The 17,277-nt window shown below is 73.2% G+C and carries 14 protein-coding genes and 1 riboswitch; all 14 genes read left to right on the top strand.

All coding sequences use genetic code 11. The features are described 5' to 3' along the window. Positions 1-9 precede the first annotated feature (9 nt). Positions 10-603, top strand: coding sequence for a guanylate kinase (gene gmk, locus HF995_RS08685; protein WP_434060847.1), 594 nt, complete (start codon positions 10-12; stop codon positions 601-603). Between the two features lie 120 nt (positions 604-723). Continuing rightward, positions 724-996 (top strand): DNA-directed RNA polymerase subunit omega, encoded by a 273-nt coding sequence (gene rpoZ / locus HF995_RS08680; protein ID WP_098456900.1) that lies wholly within the window; start codon positions 724-726, stop codon positions 994-996. Positions 997-1,026: 30 nt separating this feature from the next. Next, entirely contained in the window at positions 1,027-2,247 is a 1,221-nt protein-coding gene (gene coaBC, locus HF995_RS08675) for a bifunctional phosphopantothenoylcysteine decarboxylase/phosphopantothenate--cysteine ligase CoaBC (protein WP_168447385.1), read from the top strand. Positions 2,248-2,302: 55 nt separating this feature from the next. Beyond that, the gene (gene metK / locus HF995_RS08670) at positions 2,303-3,502 is read left to right on the top strand and encodes a methionine adenosyltransferase (RefSeq protein ID WP_168447384.1); all 1,200 of its coding nucleotides are present in this window, start codon (positions 2,303-2,305) and stop codon (positions 3,500-3,502) included. An 8-nt stretch (positions 3,503-3,510) separates the two neighbouring features. After that, the gene (locus HF995_RS08665; protein WP_168447383.1) at positions 3,511-5,718 is read left to right on the top strand and encodes a primosomal protein N'; all 2,208 of its coding nucleotides are present in this window, start codon (positions 3,511-3,513) and stop codon (positions 5,716-5,718) included. Between the two features lie 93 nt (positions 5,719-5,811). Then, positions 5,812-7,833 (top strand): acyltransferase family protein, encoded by a 2,022-nt coding sequence (locus HF995_RS08660; RefSeq protein WP_168447382.1) that lies wholly within the window; start codon positions 5,812-5,814, stop codon positions 7,831-7,833. Between the two features lie 447 nt (positions 7,834-8,280). Next, on the top strand, positions 8,281-10,104 hold the full coding sequence (locus tag HF995_RS08655; protein ID WP_168447381.1) for a YhgE/Pip domain-containing protein: 1,824 nt from the start codon (positions 8,281-8,283) through the stop codon (positions 10,102-10,104). A 150-nt stretch (positions 10,105-10,254) separates the two neighbouring features. Continuing rightward, on the top strand, positions 10,255-11,187 hold the full coding sequence (gene fmt, locus HF995_RS08645) for a methionyl-tRNA formyltransferase (protein ID WP_168447598.1): 933 nt from the start codon (positions 10,255-10,257) through the stop codon (positions 11,185-11,187). After that, positions 11,184-12,707: an RsmB/NOP family class I SAM-dependent RNA methyltransferase gene (locus tag HF995_RS08640; RefSeq protein ID WP_168447380.1), complete on the top strand. Its 1,524-nt coding sequence runs from the start codon at positions 11,184-11,186 to the stop codon at positions 12,705-12,707. The genes fmt and HF995_RS08640 overlap by 4 nt, the downstream gene beginning before the upstream one ends. A 43-nt stretch (positions 12,708-12,750) precedes the next feature. Then, positions 12,751-13,413: a ribulose-phosphate 3-epimerase gene (rpe, locus tag HF995_RS08635; protein WP_168447379.1), complete on the top strand. Its 663-nt coding sequence runs from the start codon at positions 12,751-12,753 to the stop codon at positions 13,411-13,413. Positions 13,414-13,508: 95 nt separating this feature from the next. Next, positions 13,509-13,651, top strand: a riboswitch (FMN riboswitch). Positions 13,652-13,740: 89 nt separating this feature from the next. Next, complete coding sequence (gene ribD / locus HF995_RS08630) at positions 13,741-14,868, top strand: bifunctional diaminohydroxyphosphoribosylaminopyrimidine deaminase/5-amino-6-(5-phosphoribosylamino)uracil reductase RibD (RefSeq protein WP_168447378.1); 1,128 nt, start codon at positions 13,741-13,743, stop codon at positions 14,866-14,868. Then, positions 14,868-15,467 (top strand): riboflavin synthase, encoded by a 600-nt coding sequence (locus HF995_RS08625; RefSeq protein ID WP_168447377.1) that lies wholly within the window; start codon positions 14,868-14,870, stop codon positions 15,465-15,467. The genes ribD and HF995_RS08625 overlap by 1 nt, the downstream gene beginning before the upstream one ends. Beyond that, positions 15,464-16,774, top strand: coding sequence for a 3,4-dihydroxy-2-butanone-4-phosphate synthase (gene ribB, locus HF995_RS08620; protein ID WP_168447376.1), 1,311 nt, complete (start codon positions 15,464-15,466; stop codon positions 16,772-16,774). The genes HF995_RS08625 and ribB overlap by 4 nt, the downstream gene beginning before the upstream one ends. After that, a complete protein-coding gene (gene ribH, locus HF995_RS08615; protein WP_168447375.1) occupies positions 16,771-17,238 on the top strand; it encodes a 6,7-dimethyl-8-ribityllumazine synthase in 468 nt (155 codons plus the stop codon). Before ribB ends, ribH begins: the two co-directional genes overlap by 4 nt. Positions 17,239-17,277: the final 39 nt, after the last annotated feature.

The raw sequence follows: 17,277 nt of genomic DNA, 5'->3' as shown, positions 1-17,277 counted from the left end.
ATTTCCACCGTGGACGCACAACTGCATGCAGCACCTGCCCGGCTCACCGTCCTCGCGGGCCCGACCGCGGTAGGGAAGGGCACCGTCTCCGCAGACCTGCGCGAGCGGTACCCCGAGGTGTGGCTCTCGGTGTCCGCGACGACGAGGTCGCCGCGCCCGGGCGAGGTCGACGGCGTCCACTACCACTTCCTCTCGACCGAGGAGTTCGACCGCCTCAACACTGGGGGAGAGCTCCTCGAGTCTGCGATCGTGCACGGCCGGAACCGCTACGGCACCCCTCGCGGTCCTGTCGAGGCGCGTCTCGCGGCGGGAGAGCCGGCATTGCTCGAGATCGACCTCCAAGGTGCCCGGCAGGTCCGTGAGAGCATGCCCGACGCGCGGTTCGTCTTCCTCGCGCCGCCCAGCTGGGAGGAGCTCGAGCGGCGTCTCGTCGGCCGTGGCACTGAGGGTCCCGAGGAGCGCGAGCGTCGCCTCGCGACCGCGCGCATCGAGCTCGCTGCCGAGTCCGAGTTCGACCACGTGATCATCAACGACGACGTGCACCGCGCGACCGACGAGCTCGTGAGCGTCATCGGCCTCACGCCACGACCCGTCGCTCACTAGGGTGGCGCTCCACCCCTGACCGGCAGCCGCCTGATAGCATGATTTGCTGGTCGCACCTGCCCCGCCCGGTCCAGCCGGAGGTGGTCCGCGACAACCTCGGAACGAAGCTCGGAGATCATCTTGTCTGGAACCGTTGCCCAGCCCACGGGCATCACCGACCCGCCCATCGACAACCTGCTCGAGCGCGCCAACTCGAAGTACGCCCTCGTGGTGTACTCGGCCAAGAGGGCCCGCCAGATCAACGCGTACTACTCGCAGCTGTCCGAGGGCCTGCTCGAGTTCGTCGGGCCGCTCGTCGAGACCCGCAACCAGGAGAAGCCGCTCTCGATCGCTATGCGCGAGATCAACGCCGGCCTCCTCACCGTCCGCGACACCGAGGAGACCGAGGGCTGAGCCCTCGGTGAACCTGCCCGGCGAGCCGTCGTGAGGATCCTGCTCGGCGTCAGCGCTGGCATCGCCGCGTACAAGTCCGTGCACCTGCTTCGCCTCCTCAAGGAGGCGGGGCACAGCGTCCGCGTGATCCCGACCGCGACGAGCCTCGAGTTCGTCGGTCGTGCGACGTGGGAGGCGTTGTCGGGGGAGCCCGTCACGGACCGCGTCTTCGAGGACGTGCCGGACGTCGCCCACGTGCGGATCGGTCAGGGTGCCGACCTCATGATCGTCGCGCCCGCGACGGCCGACCTCATGGCCCGGGCAGCAGCCGGTCGCGCTGACGACCTGCTCACCGCAACCCTCCTGACGGTCCGGTGCCCGGTGCTCTTCGCGCCCGCGATGCACACTGAGATGTGGCACCACCCGGCCACCCGCGCCAACGTCGCGACGTTGCGCGACCGTGGAGTCACCGTCCTCGACCCCGCGGTCGGCCGGCTCACAGGCGCCGACTCGGGCCCTGGGCGGCTGCCTGAGCCCGAGGAGATCGCGACAGCAGCACTCGCACTCGTGAGCGACGCCTGCAGCGTAGGCGTCCCGCAGGACCTCGCAGGTCGACGTGTCGTCATCAGCGCAGGCGGGACGCAGGAGCCCCTCGACCCCGTCAGGTTCCTCGGCAACCGGTCGAGCGGCCGCCAGGGTGTGGCCCTCGCCGAGGCGGCGCGCGCCCGCGGCGCCGACGTGCACCTCGTCGCTGCCAACCTCCTCGTCCCCGCGCCCGAGGACGTCACCGTGACCCACGTGGGCAGCGCGCTCGAGCTCCGCGACGCGGTGCGTACGGCTGCCGCCCAGGCCGACGTCGTCGTCATGGCGGCCGCGGTCGCCGACTTCCGTCCGCAGAATGTCCCGGACAGCAAGATCAAGAAGGTCGCGGGCTCCGCCCCACCCACGATCACGCTCGTCGAGAACCCCGACATCCTCGCCGAGCTCGCGCACGACCGGCTCCGCGCGGACCAGGTCGTCGTCGGCTTCGCCGCGGAGACCGGGGACGCTGAGAACACGGTCCTCGCGCTCGGCCAGGCCAAGGCCCGCCGCAAGGGAGCCGACCTGCTCGTCGTCAACGACGTGTCGGGCGGCAAGACGTTCGGTGCGTCCGACAGCGCTGTCCACGTCCTCGACGCGGGCGGCGAGGTGCTCGCCGAGGCGACCGGCACGAAGCGCGCCGTCGCCGACGTCATCCTCGACGCCGTCGTACCGCTCCTCGTGCGCCGCTGACCTCTCATCGTGGACGCGTCCCTGTGATGTCCGCCCCGGCGTCTAGGCTGCTCCCATGACCGATCAGCTACGCCTCTTCACCTCGGAGTCCGTCACCGAGGGACACCCGGACAAGGTCTGCGACCAGATCTCCGACGCCATCCTGGACGCGATCATCGAGCAGGACCCGCAGGCGCGGGTCGCTGTCGAGACGATGGTGACGACCGGGCTCGTGCACGTCGCTGGCGAGGTGTCGACCTCGGCCTACGTCGAGATCCCCCAGATCGTGCGATCGGTCGTCAAGCACATCGGCTACACGTCGTCGTCGATCGGCTTCGACGGCGACTCGTGCGGTGTCTCGGTGTCGATCGGGCAGCAGTCGCCGGACATCGCCCAAGGCGTCGACAAGGCGCTCGAGATGCGCTCGGACGCGGGCGACCACGACCCCCTCGACCAGCAGGGCGCTGGTGACCAGGGCCTCATGTTCGGCTATGCCTCCTCCGACACGCCGCAGCTGATGCCGGTACCGATCTGGCTCGCGCACCGCCTGGCGGAGCGCCTCGCTGCGGTCCGGCGCTCCGGCGAGATCGCCGGGCTGCGCCCCGACGGCAAGACGCAGGTGACGATCGGCTACGACGGCGACCGCGCCGTGCGCCTCGACACGGTCGTCCTCTCGACGCAGCATGCGCCCGAGGTCCGCCAGGACGAGCTCCGCGAGGCGGTCGACCTCCAGATCGTGCGCCCGGTCCTCGAGAGCGCGGGCCTCGACCTCGACGTCGCGGGCTACGACCTGCTCGTCAACCCCACGGGCGTCTTCGAGATCGGTGGCCCGCAGGGCGACGCCGGTCTCACCGGCCGCAAGATCATCGTCGACACGTACGGCGGCATGGCACGCCACGGCGGCGGGGCGTTCTCCGGCAAGGACCCGTCGAAGGTCGACCGCTCGGCAGCGTACGCGACGCGCTGGGTCGCGAAGAACGTCGTCGCGGCCGGCCTCGCCGCACGCTGCGAGGTCCAGGTCGCCTACGCGATCGGCCGCGCGCACCCCGTGGGCGTCTACGTCGAGACCTTCGGCACGGAGACCGTTCCGCTGGACCGCCTGAGCCGTGCCATCAAGGAGGTCTTCGACCTGCGCCCGGGCGCGATCGTCCGCGATCTCGACCTGCTGCACCCGATCTACCGCACGACCGCGGCGTACGGGCACTTCGGGCGAGAGCTCCCCGAGTTCACGTGGGAGCGGACGGATCGCGTCGCGGACCTGCAGTCCGCCGTCTGACGGTCGCAGTGCCCACCGAGCGTCCCAGCACCGGTGAGGATGAGGTCCCCGGTGCTGGTGGGCCCGAGCAGCCGACCCTCCCCGGCCTCGCGCCGCCCCGCAAGCGGACCCGGAAGGCCGGGATCGGCGGCGACGCCCTCGTGCCGGCCGAGAGCCTCCCGGTCGCCCAGGTCGTCGTCGATGTGCCCGCTGCCCACCTCGACCGCACCTTCGACTACCTGGTGCCCGCAACCATGGATGCTGGCGCCCAGCCGGGAGTCCGCGTCAAGGTCCGATTCGGCGCGCAAGACCTCGACGGGTTCGTCGTCAGCCGCAGCGACACGAGCGGGCACGACGGCCGACTGAGCCCGCTCCGACGCGTCGTCTCGACCGAGCAGGTGCTCTCGCCGGAGGTCCTCGCACTGTGCCGGGCCGTCGCCAACCACTACGCGGGGTCGCTCGCCGACGTCCTCCGGCTGGCCGTGCCTCCCAGGCACGCGCGCACCGAGGTGGAGCCGCACCTCGCCACGGACGTCTCACTCCCTCCGGCGCGTGACCTCTCGGCGACCGCGCGCACCCCGTGGGCGGCCTACGCAGGCGGCGAGGCGTTCCTCCGTCACCTCGCCGAGGGAGGTGCCCCGCGTGCCGTCTGGACGGCTCTGCCAGGACGATGGTCCGCGGAGGGTGCAGACCCGTCGGTAGCCCGCGAAGGGTGGGAGGAGCTGCTCGTCGAGGCCGTCCTGGTCGCACGGCACGCCGGTCGGGGTGCGCTCGTCGTCCTGCCGGACAAGCGGGACGTGGACCGGTTGTCACGCGCGCTCGACGCTGCGGGCCTCGTCCAGGACGCCCCAGGGCATGCACGAGGGCACTATGTGCGCCTGCTCGCAGACGACGGCGCCGCGCAGCGCTACCGCTCGTTCCTCGCCCTCAGCCGGGGCGAGGTGTCGGTCGCGATCGGCACCCGGGCGGCCGCGTTCGCGCCCGTGCGCGACCTCGGTCTCGCGGTCTGCTGGGACGACCTCGACCAGAGCCACGCCGAGGCGAGGGCCCCGTACCCGCACACGCGCGAGGTCCTCGCGCTGCGCAGCGAGCTCACGGGGTGCGCGCTCCTCGTCGGCTCGACGAGCCGGTCGGTCGAGGCCCAAGCGCTCCTCAGCTCGGGCTGGGCGCGTGAGGTCGCCGCGCCGCGCGAGGTCGTGCGGGCGAGAGCGCCCAGGGTCCGCGCCATGACGAGCGCCGAGCTCGCAGCCGAAGGGCCAGGAGCAGCGGCTCGCATCCCGTCCGCAGCATGGCGCTTCGTCCGTGACGGGCTCGCGCACGGGCCGGTGCTCGTCCAGGTCCCGCGCCGTGGCTACATCCCGGTAGTCGCGTGCCAGCAGTGCCGGGAACCCGCCCGGTGCGCACAGTGCCACGGTCCGCTCGGGCTGCCCGCTGACGGCGGCGCCCCTCAGTGCACCTGGTGCGGACGTCTCGCCGCGGCGTGGCGGTGCAGCGAGTGCGACGGGACCGCGTTGCGCTCGGTCCAGGTCGGTTCGCAGCGCACGGCCGAGGAGCTCGGGCGTGCGTTCCCCGGAGTGACGGTCAAGGTCTCAGGAGCGGGCACGGCGTCAGGCGTGATCGACCTTGTGACGTCCGCGCCTGCGCTCGTCGTGTCGACACCCGGCGCCGAGCCCGTCGCTGCGGGCGGCTACGCTGCCTGCCTGCTGCTCGATGCCGCAGTTCTCACGTTCGGCACGGGGCTGCGCGTGCGCCAGGACGCTCTGCACCGGTGGACCTCCGCAGCGAGCCTCACGCGTGAACCCGCCGCTGGCGGACGGGTCATGGTCGTGGGCGACGGCGATCCCGTCGTCAGCGGTGCTCTCGTGCGGTGGGACCCCGCAGGTCTCGCATCGCGAGACCTCGACGAGCGCACCGACCTCGGCCTGCCACCCGCGTTGCGGGTCGGGGCACTGACCGGCACCCGTCCCGCGGTCGAGGCGATGCTCGCCCGGCTCAGCCTGCCCGACGGCGGCGGCGTGCTCGGGCCCATGACGGTCTCTGGCGCCGGCGGTCAGGGCACGTCCACGTCTCCAGCGCTCCTCGGCGACGACGGCGAGCTCGTCCGAGCGATCGTCCGCGTACCGCGAGGTCAGGGCCGCGCCCTCGCTCTCGCCCTCAAGGAAGCGGTCGCGGTGCGCGGCGCCCGCCGCGAGACAGGGCACGTGCACGTCCAGATGGACGTCGCCGAGCTGGTGTGACCGAACGCCGTGCGGCGGTCACCGGTTCGACGCCGTGACCGTGCGAGACTGGAGGGCGCACGCAGGGGCAAGCTCGGAGGCACGACCAACGCTGTGACGACACCACGCACCATGGAGCTCGAGGCGACCGCCGAAACGGAGGTCGCAGCGGTACGCGACGCGAGAATCCCGGAGCCCCACCGGCGTTGGATCCCGGGTCTCGACGGGCTCCGCGCGATCGCGATCCTCCTCGTGCTGGCGTTCCACCTGGCCCCCGCTGCTGTGCCGGGCGGGTTCGTCGGCGTCGACGTCTTCTTCGTGATCTCAGGCTTCCTCATCACCACGGGCATCCTCCGCGAGCACGCCAGCACCGGCCGCCTCGCGCTCGGCACGTTCTGGGCGAAGCGGGCGCGGCGGCTCCTCCCTGCGTTGGCGCTGGTCCTCGTCGTCTGCGCGTCGATCGCCCTCGCCGTCGGCGGGGACGTCCGTGTCGATCTCGACCGGCAGGCGTTCGGCGCCATGACCTTCTCGAGCAACTGGGTCTCGATCGCCGGAGAGGACACATACTTCGCGGCGCTCAGCCCGCAGCTGTTCGCAAACCTCTGGTCGCTCGCGGTCGAGGAGCAGTTCTACCTGCTGTGGCCCTTCGTCGCGCTTCTCGTGCTCCGGTTCCGCCGGAGGTCGCGTCGCGTCGGGATCCTCCTGGGGCTGGGTGCGGCGAGCGCGTCGGCCGCGGCGATGGCGGTGTTCTGGTCGCCCGACACGGACCCGACGCGGGTCTACTACGGCACGGACACGCACCTGTTCGGGCTCATGCTCGGCGTGGCTCTCGCGTTCTGGTTCGCACGGCCGTCGACCGAGCGCCGCGGGTGGCCGGGACGTCTGCCACGGTCCACCGTGATGGCGGCGGTCGGGCTTGCCGTCATCGCCTTGCTCACGGTCGCACTGCCGTGGGAGTCGGTGTGGACCTACCGCGGGGGGCTGCTGCTCGCGTCGCTCGGCTCGGCGGCCGTCATCGCGGCGCTGCTGCGTGGCGGTAACGTGCACCGCTGGCTCGAGGCGCCGGTCCTCGTGTGGGTCGGTCGGCGCAGCTACGGCCTCTATCTGTGGCACTGGCCGGTCTTCGTCCTGCTCACGCAGATCTTCGCGAAGCAGTACGTGGAGGGGACGGGTGTCTACCTCGTCTGGGTGCTGACGATCGTCGTGACGTTCGTCGCCGCCGGGCTCTCGTACCGGTGGGTCGAGGTCCCGGTGCAGCGGCTCGGCTTCGCCGGCGCGGCGTCGGCGCTCGCCACCTGGGCGACGACGCCGGTGCGCGACATCCCCACGGGCGGGACCGGTGGTGTCGCGTCAGGGTCACGGCTGCGCGTGCGTGGAGCCGTGGCGGCGGTCCTCACGAGCGTGGCTGTCGTCGGCGCGGGTGTCGCGATCGCGACGGCCCCCGCAGTCTCGGCGATCGAGGAGCAGATCGAGAAGGGCATCGGTGTCGCGTCGGACTCCGGGCTGGCGGTCGTCCCGCCGCCTCCGGCCAGCGTCCCTGGCGAGCCCGCCACACCCTCGCCGACGGACGTTCCTGGGACGGGTGCGGCCGCTGACCCGACGAGCAGCCCGAGCGCTCCGACGGAGCCGTCGGTCGAGCCGACGGCGCCCGCGCCGCTGACGGGCGCCGATGTGACGATCATCGGCGACTCTGTGACGCTGGCCAGCGCCGAGTCGATCTCGACGCTCTTGCCGGACGCTGCGATCGACGCGGAGGTCTCGCGATCGATGCTCGCCGCTCCCGGCATCTTGGCGAACCTAGAGAAGAAGGGCCGTCTGCGCGACGTCGTCGTCCTGTCGCTCGCGACGAACACGACCCTCAAGAAGGATCAGGTCGCTGACGTGATGGCGGCGGTGGGTCCGCAGCGCCAGGTGATCTTCGTCAACGCGTACGGTGCGCGCTCGTGGATCAAGGGGACGAACAAGGAGCTCGCGCGTGCTGAACGCGACTACCCGAACGTCGTCGTCGCGGACTGGAGCGCCGCTATATCCAGGCACGGCGAGGGGCTTGCCGCGGACGGCGTGCACCCGAACCGGGACGGGGCGAAGATCTACGCCCGTGTCGTGATGGACGCCTACACGCACCTTCCGCGCTGAACCCCTGACCAAGGTCCCATCTCGGCCTGAGCCGGGCCTGTGGGCGTCGTCGAGGCGGGATCGGGGAGCCGAGCAGCATCGGGGCGGTCGAGCCGCTGTGCAGGTCAGAGCCGTGTGGCGGGAGCTGCCGGGGTGAGCGCGCCACACCGTCGGTGTGATTCAGTTCACAAAAGGTCGGGTTCTTGGTAGGCTCTTTGCAGAGGTACCTAGTACTTCAAGTATCACTTAACCTCCGGCCCGGCTGATCTGGCCAGGAGGGGAGACCTGCCGACCCGCGGTGACCACCGCCCGACCCACGGACGTTCAACGACGAACGCGCCGAAGCCACTCCACCCAGCGCTGCGCGACCCAGCCACGGCGAATCCCCAGCGCGCCCTCAAGAGACCCGTGCCAGCCTCCGGCTGCTGAGAGACGCGCGCCAACGACGGCCGCGGACAGGAACGCCCCATGACATCACCCCGCTCAGCCGCACCCAGATCGTCCCTGGCGACCACGATGCACGTGATCGGTCACGTGCTTCTCGCACTCACCGCGATCGCACTGATCACCTTCCTGCTCGTCTTCCACGGGAAGGTCCGCGACGGCTCGATCAAGCTCTCCGACGGCTCCGGCCAGGTCGACGAAGGAGCGGCCACCCTCGCGGCCGGCGCCAGCACGGCCGCCGAGGGCGCCACGACGCTCGCGACCGGCGCCTCCGACCTCAAGACCGGCGCCGGTTCCCTGGACGAGGGCGCCACCCGCCTCGCCGAGGGTGCAGGCTCGCTCGCCGAGGGCACCGGCAAGCTTGTCGACGGATCGACCACGCTCGCCGAAGGCCTCGGCACCGCCGACGCCGGCGCGGCCCAGCTCGCTCAGGGCGCGACGAAGGCCTCGTCGGGGGCGGCCAGCCTCGCCGCGGGGTCGGCCGACCTCAACGCAGGAGCCGCCAAGCTGCACGCCGGCACCGGGACGCTCACCCAGGGATCCAAGACGCTCTCGAACGGGGCCGCCGCAGCGGCCGACGGCGCCGCTGCTGTCAACAAGGGTGCGCGGAGCCTCAAGGCCGGTGCGGAGAAGCTCGCCGACGGGAGCGACAAGCTCAACAGCTCGGCCGGCACCCTCGCCGATGGGATCAAGTCGGCCGACGGCGGCGCGGGCAAGGTCTCGGACGGCGCGGTCGCGCTGCGCGACGGCGCGCAGGGTGCGCTCGCTGCGTTCGCGGGCGACGAAGGTCTCGTCGCAGGTGCCTCGCAGCTCGCGACCGGGCTCGCGGCGGCCCCCTCGGGGGCGCGTGGACTCGCGGCTGGTGCCGCCGAGCTCGACTCGGGCCTGGCAGGGTCAGGGCCGGCCTTCGCGGCGATCGAGGGCATCCTCGCCGACGGCGAGGTCACCCCCGCCGAGTTCGGCACGCTCGACGCGATGGTCGCGGCGCTCGAGGGCGGCGTCAGCGACGCTCGGGCCGGAGCCCAGCAGATCAGCGCTCAGGCGACCGGTTTCGCCACGAAGCTCGACGGCGCACTCGCTGGCGCCAAGCGCCTCGAGGGCGGCACCGTGAAGTTCCGGGACGAGGCGCTCAAGCCGCTCGTCGGCGGCAGCAAGGAGCTGGCGGCCGGTACCGCAGAGCTCAAGGCCGGGACGGCGAAGCTCGCCGCGGCGACCGGTCCGCTCACGAACGGTACCGGCCAGATCGCCGACGGCAGCAGCGCCCTGGCGAAGGGCGCCAAGGACCTGCTCGCGGGCACCGACGCGCTCGCAGCGGGCACGGGCAGCCTGAAGACCGGCGCGTCGAGCCTGCTCTCCGGCGCACGCGACCTCCGCAGCGGTGCGGGCACCCTGGCGGCTGGCACGGGCACCCTCAAGGACGGCGCGTCGACGCTCGCGGCCGGCAACCAGGCGCTCGCGACCGGCGCGACCTCGCTGCAGTCGGGCACGGCGCGCCTCGCCACGGGCGCCGTCACCTTGCGTGACGGCCTCGTCGCGGCAGACGCCGGGGCTGGCGACCTGGCCGAGGGGAGCGACAAGCTCGCCGAGGGCGCCGATCGCCTCGCCGAGGGCAGCACCACGCTGGCCGACGGCGCCGCCCAGCTCTCCGAGGGCAGTGCGACGCTCTCCGCCGGCGCTGCTGACCTCAGCTCCGGCACGAACCGGGTCGCTGACGGCAACGCGAAGCTGCGTGCCGACGTCGAGGAGAGCCCGACGACGTCGCTCGCCCTCGGCGGTGGCGTGCTGACCGCGCTCGCGATCGGCGCCGCAGCGACCGGGCTCGCCCGTCGCAACCGCCTGGAGGACTGACCGACGACCGGACGTGGGGTGGGACGGCGTGACCGCCGTCCCCCCCCCCCCCCCCCCCCCCCCCCCCCCCCCCCCCCCCCCCCCCCCCCCCCCCCCCCCCCCGCGCCCAGGCCCGGTCTCAGGCGCGCCCGACGCCTAGGATGGGTGACCATGCGCCTCCTGTTCGCCGGCACGCCTGACGTCGCCGTCCCCACGCTCGACGCCCTCGTGGCCTCGCCGCACGACGTCGTCGCGGTCCTCACCCGGGCGGACGCCCCTGCGGGGCGTGGCCGGAAGCTCGTGCCGAGCCCCGTCCGGGTGCGCGCCGAGGAGCTCGGCATCGAGGTCATCACCGGCCGTCCGCGCGACCCCGAGGTTCTAGCGCGGTTGCGTGAGCTCGACCTGGACTGCGCCGCGGTCGTCGCGTACGGCGAGCTGCTCCGGCCCGAGGCGCTCGAGGTCCCGCGCATCGGCTGGGTGAACCTGCACTTCTCGATCCTTCCGGCGTGGCGTGGCGCAGCCCCCGTGCAGCGTGCGCTCATGGCTGGCGACGAGGTGACGGGCGCGACGACCTTCCTCATCGACGAGGGGCTCGACACCGGTCCGGTGCTCGGCACGCTGACCGAGACGATCCGACCTCGCGACACGTCGGGAGAGCTCCTCGAGCGTCTCGCGTCCGCGGGCGCGCCGCTGATGGTCGCGACGATGGACGGCCTCGCCGGCAACCAGCTCGGCCCGGTCGCGCAGCCGGCCGACGGCGTCTCCCACGCCGCCAAGCTCACTCCTGCCGACGCTCAGGTCGACTGGACGGTGCCTGCGCTCGCCGTCGACCGTCGCATCCGTGCGTGCACACCCGCTCCGGGAGCGTGGACGACCCTCCCGGGCGGCGAGCGCCTCGGGCTCGGTCCGGTCCAACCGGTCGCCGACACGACGGACCTCGCCCCGGGCGAGGTCCAGGTCTCGAAGCGCGACGTGCTCGTCGGCACTGCGACGGCGGCCGTCCGCCTGGGCGACGTCGTCCCGGTCGGCAAGAAGAAGATGGCTGCGGCGGACTGGGCGCGCGGCGCCCGGCTCGAGGCCGGCACCGTCCTGGGGGCACTGTGAGCTCCACCGAGCGTGCCGACGGCAGCGGACGCAGGCGCAACTCCCGGGGCCACGAGCGCGGCGCCGTCCGCCGTCCCGACCAGAAGGGCGCGCTCGCGCCGTCGCAACGCCGCCGGGGCTCCGACCCGGCTCGTGAGGTCGCCTACGAGGTGATCCGAGAGGTCGCCGAGCAGGGCGCGTACGCCAACCTGGTGCTGCCCCCCGCCTTGCGGCGCGCGCGCCTCAAGGGCCGTGACGCGGCATTCGCGACCGAGCTCACGTACGGCACGCTGCGCCTGCGGGGGCGCTACGACGCCGTCCTCGCCAGGTGCCTCACGAGGCCCCTCGACCAGGTCGACCCGCCGGTGCTCGACGTGCTGCGCCTCGGCGTGCACCAGGTGCTCGGCATGCGCGTGCCCGCGCACGCGGCCGTCTCGGAGACCGTGGGGCTCGCACGTGCCCACGTCGGTGCGGGAAGCGCCCAGCTCGTCAACGCCGTCCTGCGCAAGGTCGCCGCCACCCCTGCTGAGGAGTGGTGGCAGACCCTCGCGGCGGGGGAGACCGACGACCTGGCACGCGCGGCCCTGCTCGGCTCCCACCCCGTCTGGGTCGCGCGCGCCCTGCGCGACTCCCTCGCGGGCAACGGCCGCGACCCGGCGGAGCTCGAGGACCTGCTCGACGCCGACAACGGCTCTCCGCGCGTGACGCTCGTCGCCCGTCCGGGCCTGCTCGACGTCGCGGAGCTGCGCGCCGAGGCGGTCGAGTCGCTCGGCGAGCACGACGGCGCGCTCGTCTACGGCAGCTTCGCGGCGACCGCGGCGGTCCTCCCTGGCGCCGACCCGTCGAGCATCCCGGCGGTCCGCGCCGGAGCGGCGGGCGTGCAGGACGAAGGTTCCCAGCTGGTCACCCTTGCGTTCGCCGCGGTACCCGTCGACGGCTCGGACGAGCGCTGGCTCGACATGTGCGCGGGGCCGGGCGGCAAGGCTGCGCTCCTGGCTGCGCTCGCCGGGGAGCAGGGCGCGCGTCTCGTCGCGAACGAGGTCGCGCCGCACCGCGCACGTCTCGTCGAGAACGCCCTCGCCGCGGTCCCGGCGGACGCGGTCGAGGACGTCGTCGTCGGCGACGGTCGGCGCTTCGGCGAGGAGCAGCCCGGCGCGTTCGACCGCGTGCTGCTGGACGCGCCGTGCACCGGGCTCGGGGCGCTGCGCCGCCGGCCCGAGGCGCGGTGGCGGCGAGAGCCTTCGGACGTGCCCGCCCTCGCGGCGCTGCAGCGTGAGCTCCTCCGTTCGGCGCTCGCCACGGTCCGCGTCGGGGGAGTGGTCGGGTACGTGACCTGCTCGCCGCACCTCGCGGAGACGCGCGTCGTCGTCGACGACGTCCTGCGGGAGCGCGACGACGTCGAACGGCTCGACGCTGCGGCCGCGGTGCGGGAGGTGAGCGTCTCGCCGATCGATGTCGGCGACCGGGAGGACGTGCAGCTGTGGCCGCACGTGCACGGCACCGACGCGATGCACCTCACCCTGCTGCGACGCACCCGCTGAGAGCGTGCCCGGGCTGCGACCTGCACGCGGATAGGCTGACGCCATGGGCATCGCGATCAACCCGAGCATCCTCTCCGCCGACTTCACGAACCTGGAGCGTGACCTCCAGGCGATCGCGACGGCGGACGCGGCGCACGTCGACGTCATGGACAACCACTTCGTGCCGAACCTGACGATCGGGCTGCCCGTCGTCGAGCGCATCGTGCAGGTCAGCCCGGTGCCTGTCGACGTGCACCTCATGATCGAGGACCCGGACCGCTGGGCGCCCGGCTTCGCCGAGGCAGGCGCCGCCTCGGTCACGTTCCACGCGGAGGCCGCAACCGCGCCTGTCAGGCTCGCTCGCGAGCTGCGGCGCCTCGGTTCGCGCGCTGCTCTCGCGCTGCGACCTGCGACCCCGATCGAGCCTTACCTCGACCTTCTGCCGGAGTTCGACATGGTGCTGGTCATGACGGTCGAGCCCGGTTTCGGCGGCCAGTCCTTCATCGAGGGCACGCTCCCGAAGATCCGCCGCCTCCGTGAGGCGATCCGCTCGTCCGAGCTGTCGCTGCAGCTGCAGATCGACGGCGGCGTGTCGCGCACGACGATCGAGCGCGCCGCCGAGGCCGGCGCGGACGTGTTCGTCGCAGGATCAGCCGTGTACGGCGCCGACGACGTCCCCGGCGAGATCGAGACGCTGCGTCGCATGGCCGCCGCGCACCAGCACTGACCGTCGTGCGCACCGCGGATACCCGGGGTCCGCGCACCGAGACGTGCGCCACGATGCTGCTCAGGACGCGCCGGATGTGGGATGGTGGGGTCGAGCACGTGCTCCGGGGTCGGTGAAAATCCGAGCCGGCGGTGATAGTCCGCGAACCTGATCGTCCGCTCCACCCGGTGCGGACGTGACGGCCGACCTGGTGGAACTCCAGGACCGACGGTCAAAGTCCGGATGAGAGGCGTACGTGTCGCAGGTCTCGGCGACCCTCGTGGTCGTGCGCGCCTGCGCGGATCGTCGTCGCCGATCCTCGCCCCGGAGCTGACCTTCGGGAGCAGCATGAGCACCCTGGAACCCGGCGCGGTGACGGTTCCGTCCGTGGCGACGCTCGACGACGCCGTGGCGCTCGCCCTGAGCCTTGCCACGCTCGGTCCCGCGCACGGCCCCAACCCTCGCGTGGGTTGCGTCCTGCTCGCTCCTCCCCAGGCTGGCGCTCCCGCGCGCTCTCCGCGGCGCGTCCTTGGCGCGGGCTATCACCGCGGCGCCGGGACGGCGCACGCCGAGGTCGACGCGATCGACGACGCACGACGCCGCGGGAACGACGTCCGCGGTGCGACCGCCGTCGTCACGCTCGAGCCGTGCAACCACACCGGCCGCACCGGACCGTGCGCCGAGGCGCTGCTCGCCGCCGACGTCGCCGAGGTCTGCCACCTCGTCCCGGACCCCAACCCCTCCGCTGCCGGGGGTGCGGAGCGCCTCCGGTCGGCTGGCGTCCACGTCCCGGGTCCGCTCGAGGATGGCGCTGGACCGGGTCACGACCTGCTCCGCGTCTGGCTCCACGCGGTGACGACCGGCCGACCGTTCGTCACCCTCAAGACCGCGACCAGCCTCGACGGCCGCGTCGCTGCGATCGACGGGACGAGCCGGTGGATCACCTCCGCGGAGAGCCGCGCGCACGCCCACCGCGTCCGCCGCGCCGTAGACGCGATCGCCGTCGGCACGGCGACCGTGCTTGCGGACGACCCGACGCTCACGGCGCGCACCCCGGGCGACGGGACGCCGGGCGACGCCGACCACCAGCCGGTGCGTGTCGTGGTCGGGCGGCGCGACGTGCCGCCGCGCGCCCGGTTGCGCACCGTGCCGGGCGGGCAGCTCGTGCACGTGCGGACCCACGACGTGCGCGAGGTCCTCGCGGAGCTCGCGCGCCGCGACGTCCGGCACCTGCTCGTCGAGGGCGGGCCCACACTGGCCGCGGCCTTCCTGCGCGCGGGACTCGTCGACGAGGTGCACGCCTACGTCGCTCCCGTCCTCCTCGGCGCCGGGCCGCCCGCGCTCGCCGACCTCGGTGTCACGACGATCGACGAGGCCCTGCGCCTCGAGACCCTCGGCACCACCGCCCTCGGGACCGACGTCCTCGTCGTCGCCCGCCCTCAGCCAGTCCGTACCACGCACCACCAGGAGGCCTGATGTTCACCGGAATCGTCGAGGAGGTCGGCGAGGTCGTCGACGTCGAGGACCTCGGCACCGACTCGCGGCTCGTCCTGCGCGGGCCCGTCGTGGTCCCCGGGACCGTCCACGGCGCGTCGATCGCGGTCGACGGCGTGTGCCTGACCGTGACCGCGGCCGACGAGGCCGCGGGGACGTTCGCCGCGGACGTCATGCCGGAGACCTTGCGCCTGACGACGCTCGGCGACCTGCGGCCCGGCTCCCGCGTCAACCTCGAGCGCGCCGCGCGCGCGGACAGCCGCCTCGACGGTCACATCGTCCAGGGGCACGTCGACGGCGTCGGGCACCTCGTGTCGCGCACGCCCGGGCCGCGCTGGGACGACCTTGTCTTCGCGGCACCTGCCGATCTGCTGCGGTACGTCGCGACGAAGGGCTCGATCGCCGTCAACGGGACGTCGCTCACCGTCACCCACGTCTCGGACGAGGGCTTCGGCGTCTCGCTGATCCCCACGACGCTCGAGGCGACCAACCTCGGGCGGCTCGAGCCGGGGGACCGCGTCAATCTCGAGGTCGACGTGATCGCCAAGTACGTCGAGCGTCTGCTGGGGGCCCGGTCATGAGGCTCGCCAGCGTGGAGGAGGCGCTCGCCGAGCTCGCGGCGGGACGTCCCGTGCTCGTCGCCGACTCGCCCGAGCGTGAGAACGAGGCGGACGTCGTGCTCGCGGCGTCGACCGCGACGGCCGAGTGGGTCGCGTGGACCATCCGGCACTCGTCTGGCTACCTGTGCGCGCCCATGCCTGCCGGCCGTGCCGACGCGCTCGACCTGCCGCTCATGGTTCCCCACAGCCAGGACCCGCGGCGCACGGCGTACACGGTCACGGTCGACGCCGCGACGGGCGTGACGACCGGCATCTCGGCCGCCGACAGGACGCGCACGCTGCGCGTCCTCGCGGCGCCCGGCTCGGGTGCCGAGGACCTCATCCGGCCGGGTCACGTGCTCCCGCTGCGCGCGGTCCCTGGGGGCGTCCTGCATCGCGCGGGACACACCGAGGCTGCCGTCGACCTCGTCCGCCTCGCGGGGCTCGGCGAGGTCGGGGCGATCGCGGAGCTCGTCAACGACGACGGCACGATGATGCGCCTGCCCGACGCCGCGGCCCTCGCCGAGCGGGACGGCCTCGTGCTGATCACGATCGCCGACCTCATCGCGTGGCGTTCCGTGAACGACCCGGTGGAGGCCGTCGCCGAGACGGACGCGCCGAGCAGCCCGCGCGTCGCACAGACGGCCGTGGCCGCGCTGCCGACCGCCCACGGGGAGTTCCGGGTTCTCGGCTTCCGCGACCTGCGTACGGGGGCGGAGCACGTCGCGCTGGTCCCGGCCGCCGCTCCGAGCGCTCCCGGTGACCGACCGGTCGTGCGCGTGCACTCCGAGTGCCTCACGGGCGACGCGTTCGGCTCGTTGCGCTGCGACTGCGGGCCGCAGCTCCACGCCGCGATGCGCACGGTCGCCGAACGCGGGGGAGCGGTCGTCTACCTGCGGGGTCACGAAGGTCGGGGGATCGGCCTGCTCGCCAAGATCGGCGCGTACGAGCTCCAGGACGCCGGGCTCGACACGGTCCAGGCGAACCTCGAGCTCGGGTGGCCCGCGGACCGCCGCGAGTACGGTGCCGCGGCTGCGATCCTCGCCGAGCTCGGGCTCACGGAGATCGACCTGCTCACGAACAACCCGGCCAAGGTCGTCGGGCTGCGCGCGGACGGGATCACCGTGACCAGCACGATCCGGCTCGAGGTGGGCCACGGCCCGCACAACCACGACTACCTGGTCACCAAGAAGGTCCACATGGGCCACGTGCTCGACACCGTCCAGGTGCCGACCACGACCACGACAGCGGCGCCGGGCGCCGCCGACCACGAGGAGGACGCTCGATGAGCGGAGCAGGAGCACCCACGGTCCGGACCGACGGCGCAGGCCTGCGCGCGGCGCTCGTCGCCGCCAGCTGGCATACCCAGGTCATGGACGGTCTCATCGCGGGCGCACGCCGCGCCTTCGCGGAGTGCAACGTGACCGACGTCGTCGAGGTGCGCGTCCCGGGCTCCATGGAGCTTCCGGTGGCCGCAGCGACTGCCGCCTACCAGGGCTACGACGTCGTCGTCGCGCTCGGCGTCGTCATCCGCGGCGGCACGCCGCACTTCGACTACGTGTGCCAGGGCGTCACCCAGGGACTGACCGACGTCTCGGTGCGCAGCCGGGTACCCGTGGGCTTCGGTGTCCTCACGACCGACGACGAGGCGCAGGCCCTCGACCGTGCTGGCCTTCCCGGATCGAGCGAGGACAAGGGCGCCGAAGCGGTCGAGGCTGCCGTCGCGACAGCCGTCGCGCTGCGCGCGCTGTGACCGGCTGGCGGGACGCGCCACGAGGCGCGTCCCGCCTTC

Source organism: Sanguibacter hominis ATCC BAA-789 (genome assembly GCF_012396185.1).
In the GTDB taxonomy this organism is placed as follows: Bacteria; Actinomycetota; Actinomycetes; order Actinomycetales; family Cellulomonadaceae; genus Flavimobilis; species Flavimobilis hominis.
The sequence above is the reverse complement of the archived record's forward strand: the minus strand, read 5'-3'. Positions and strand labels throughout refer to the sequence as shown.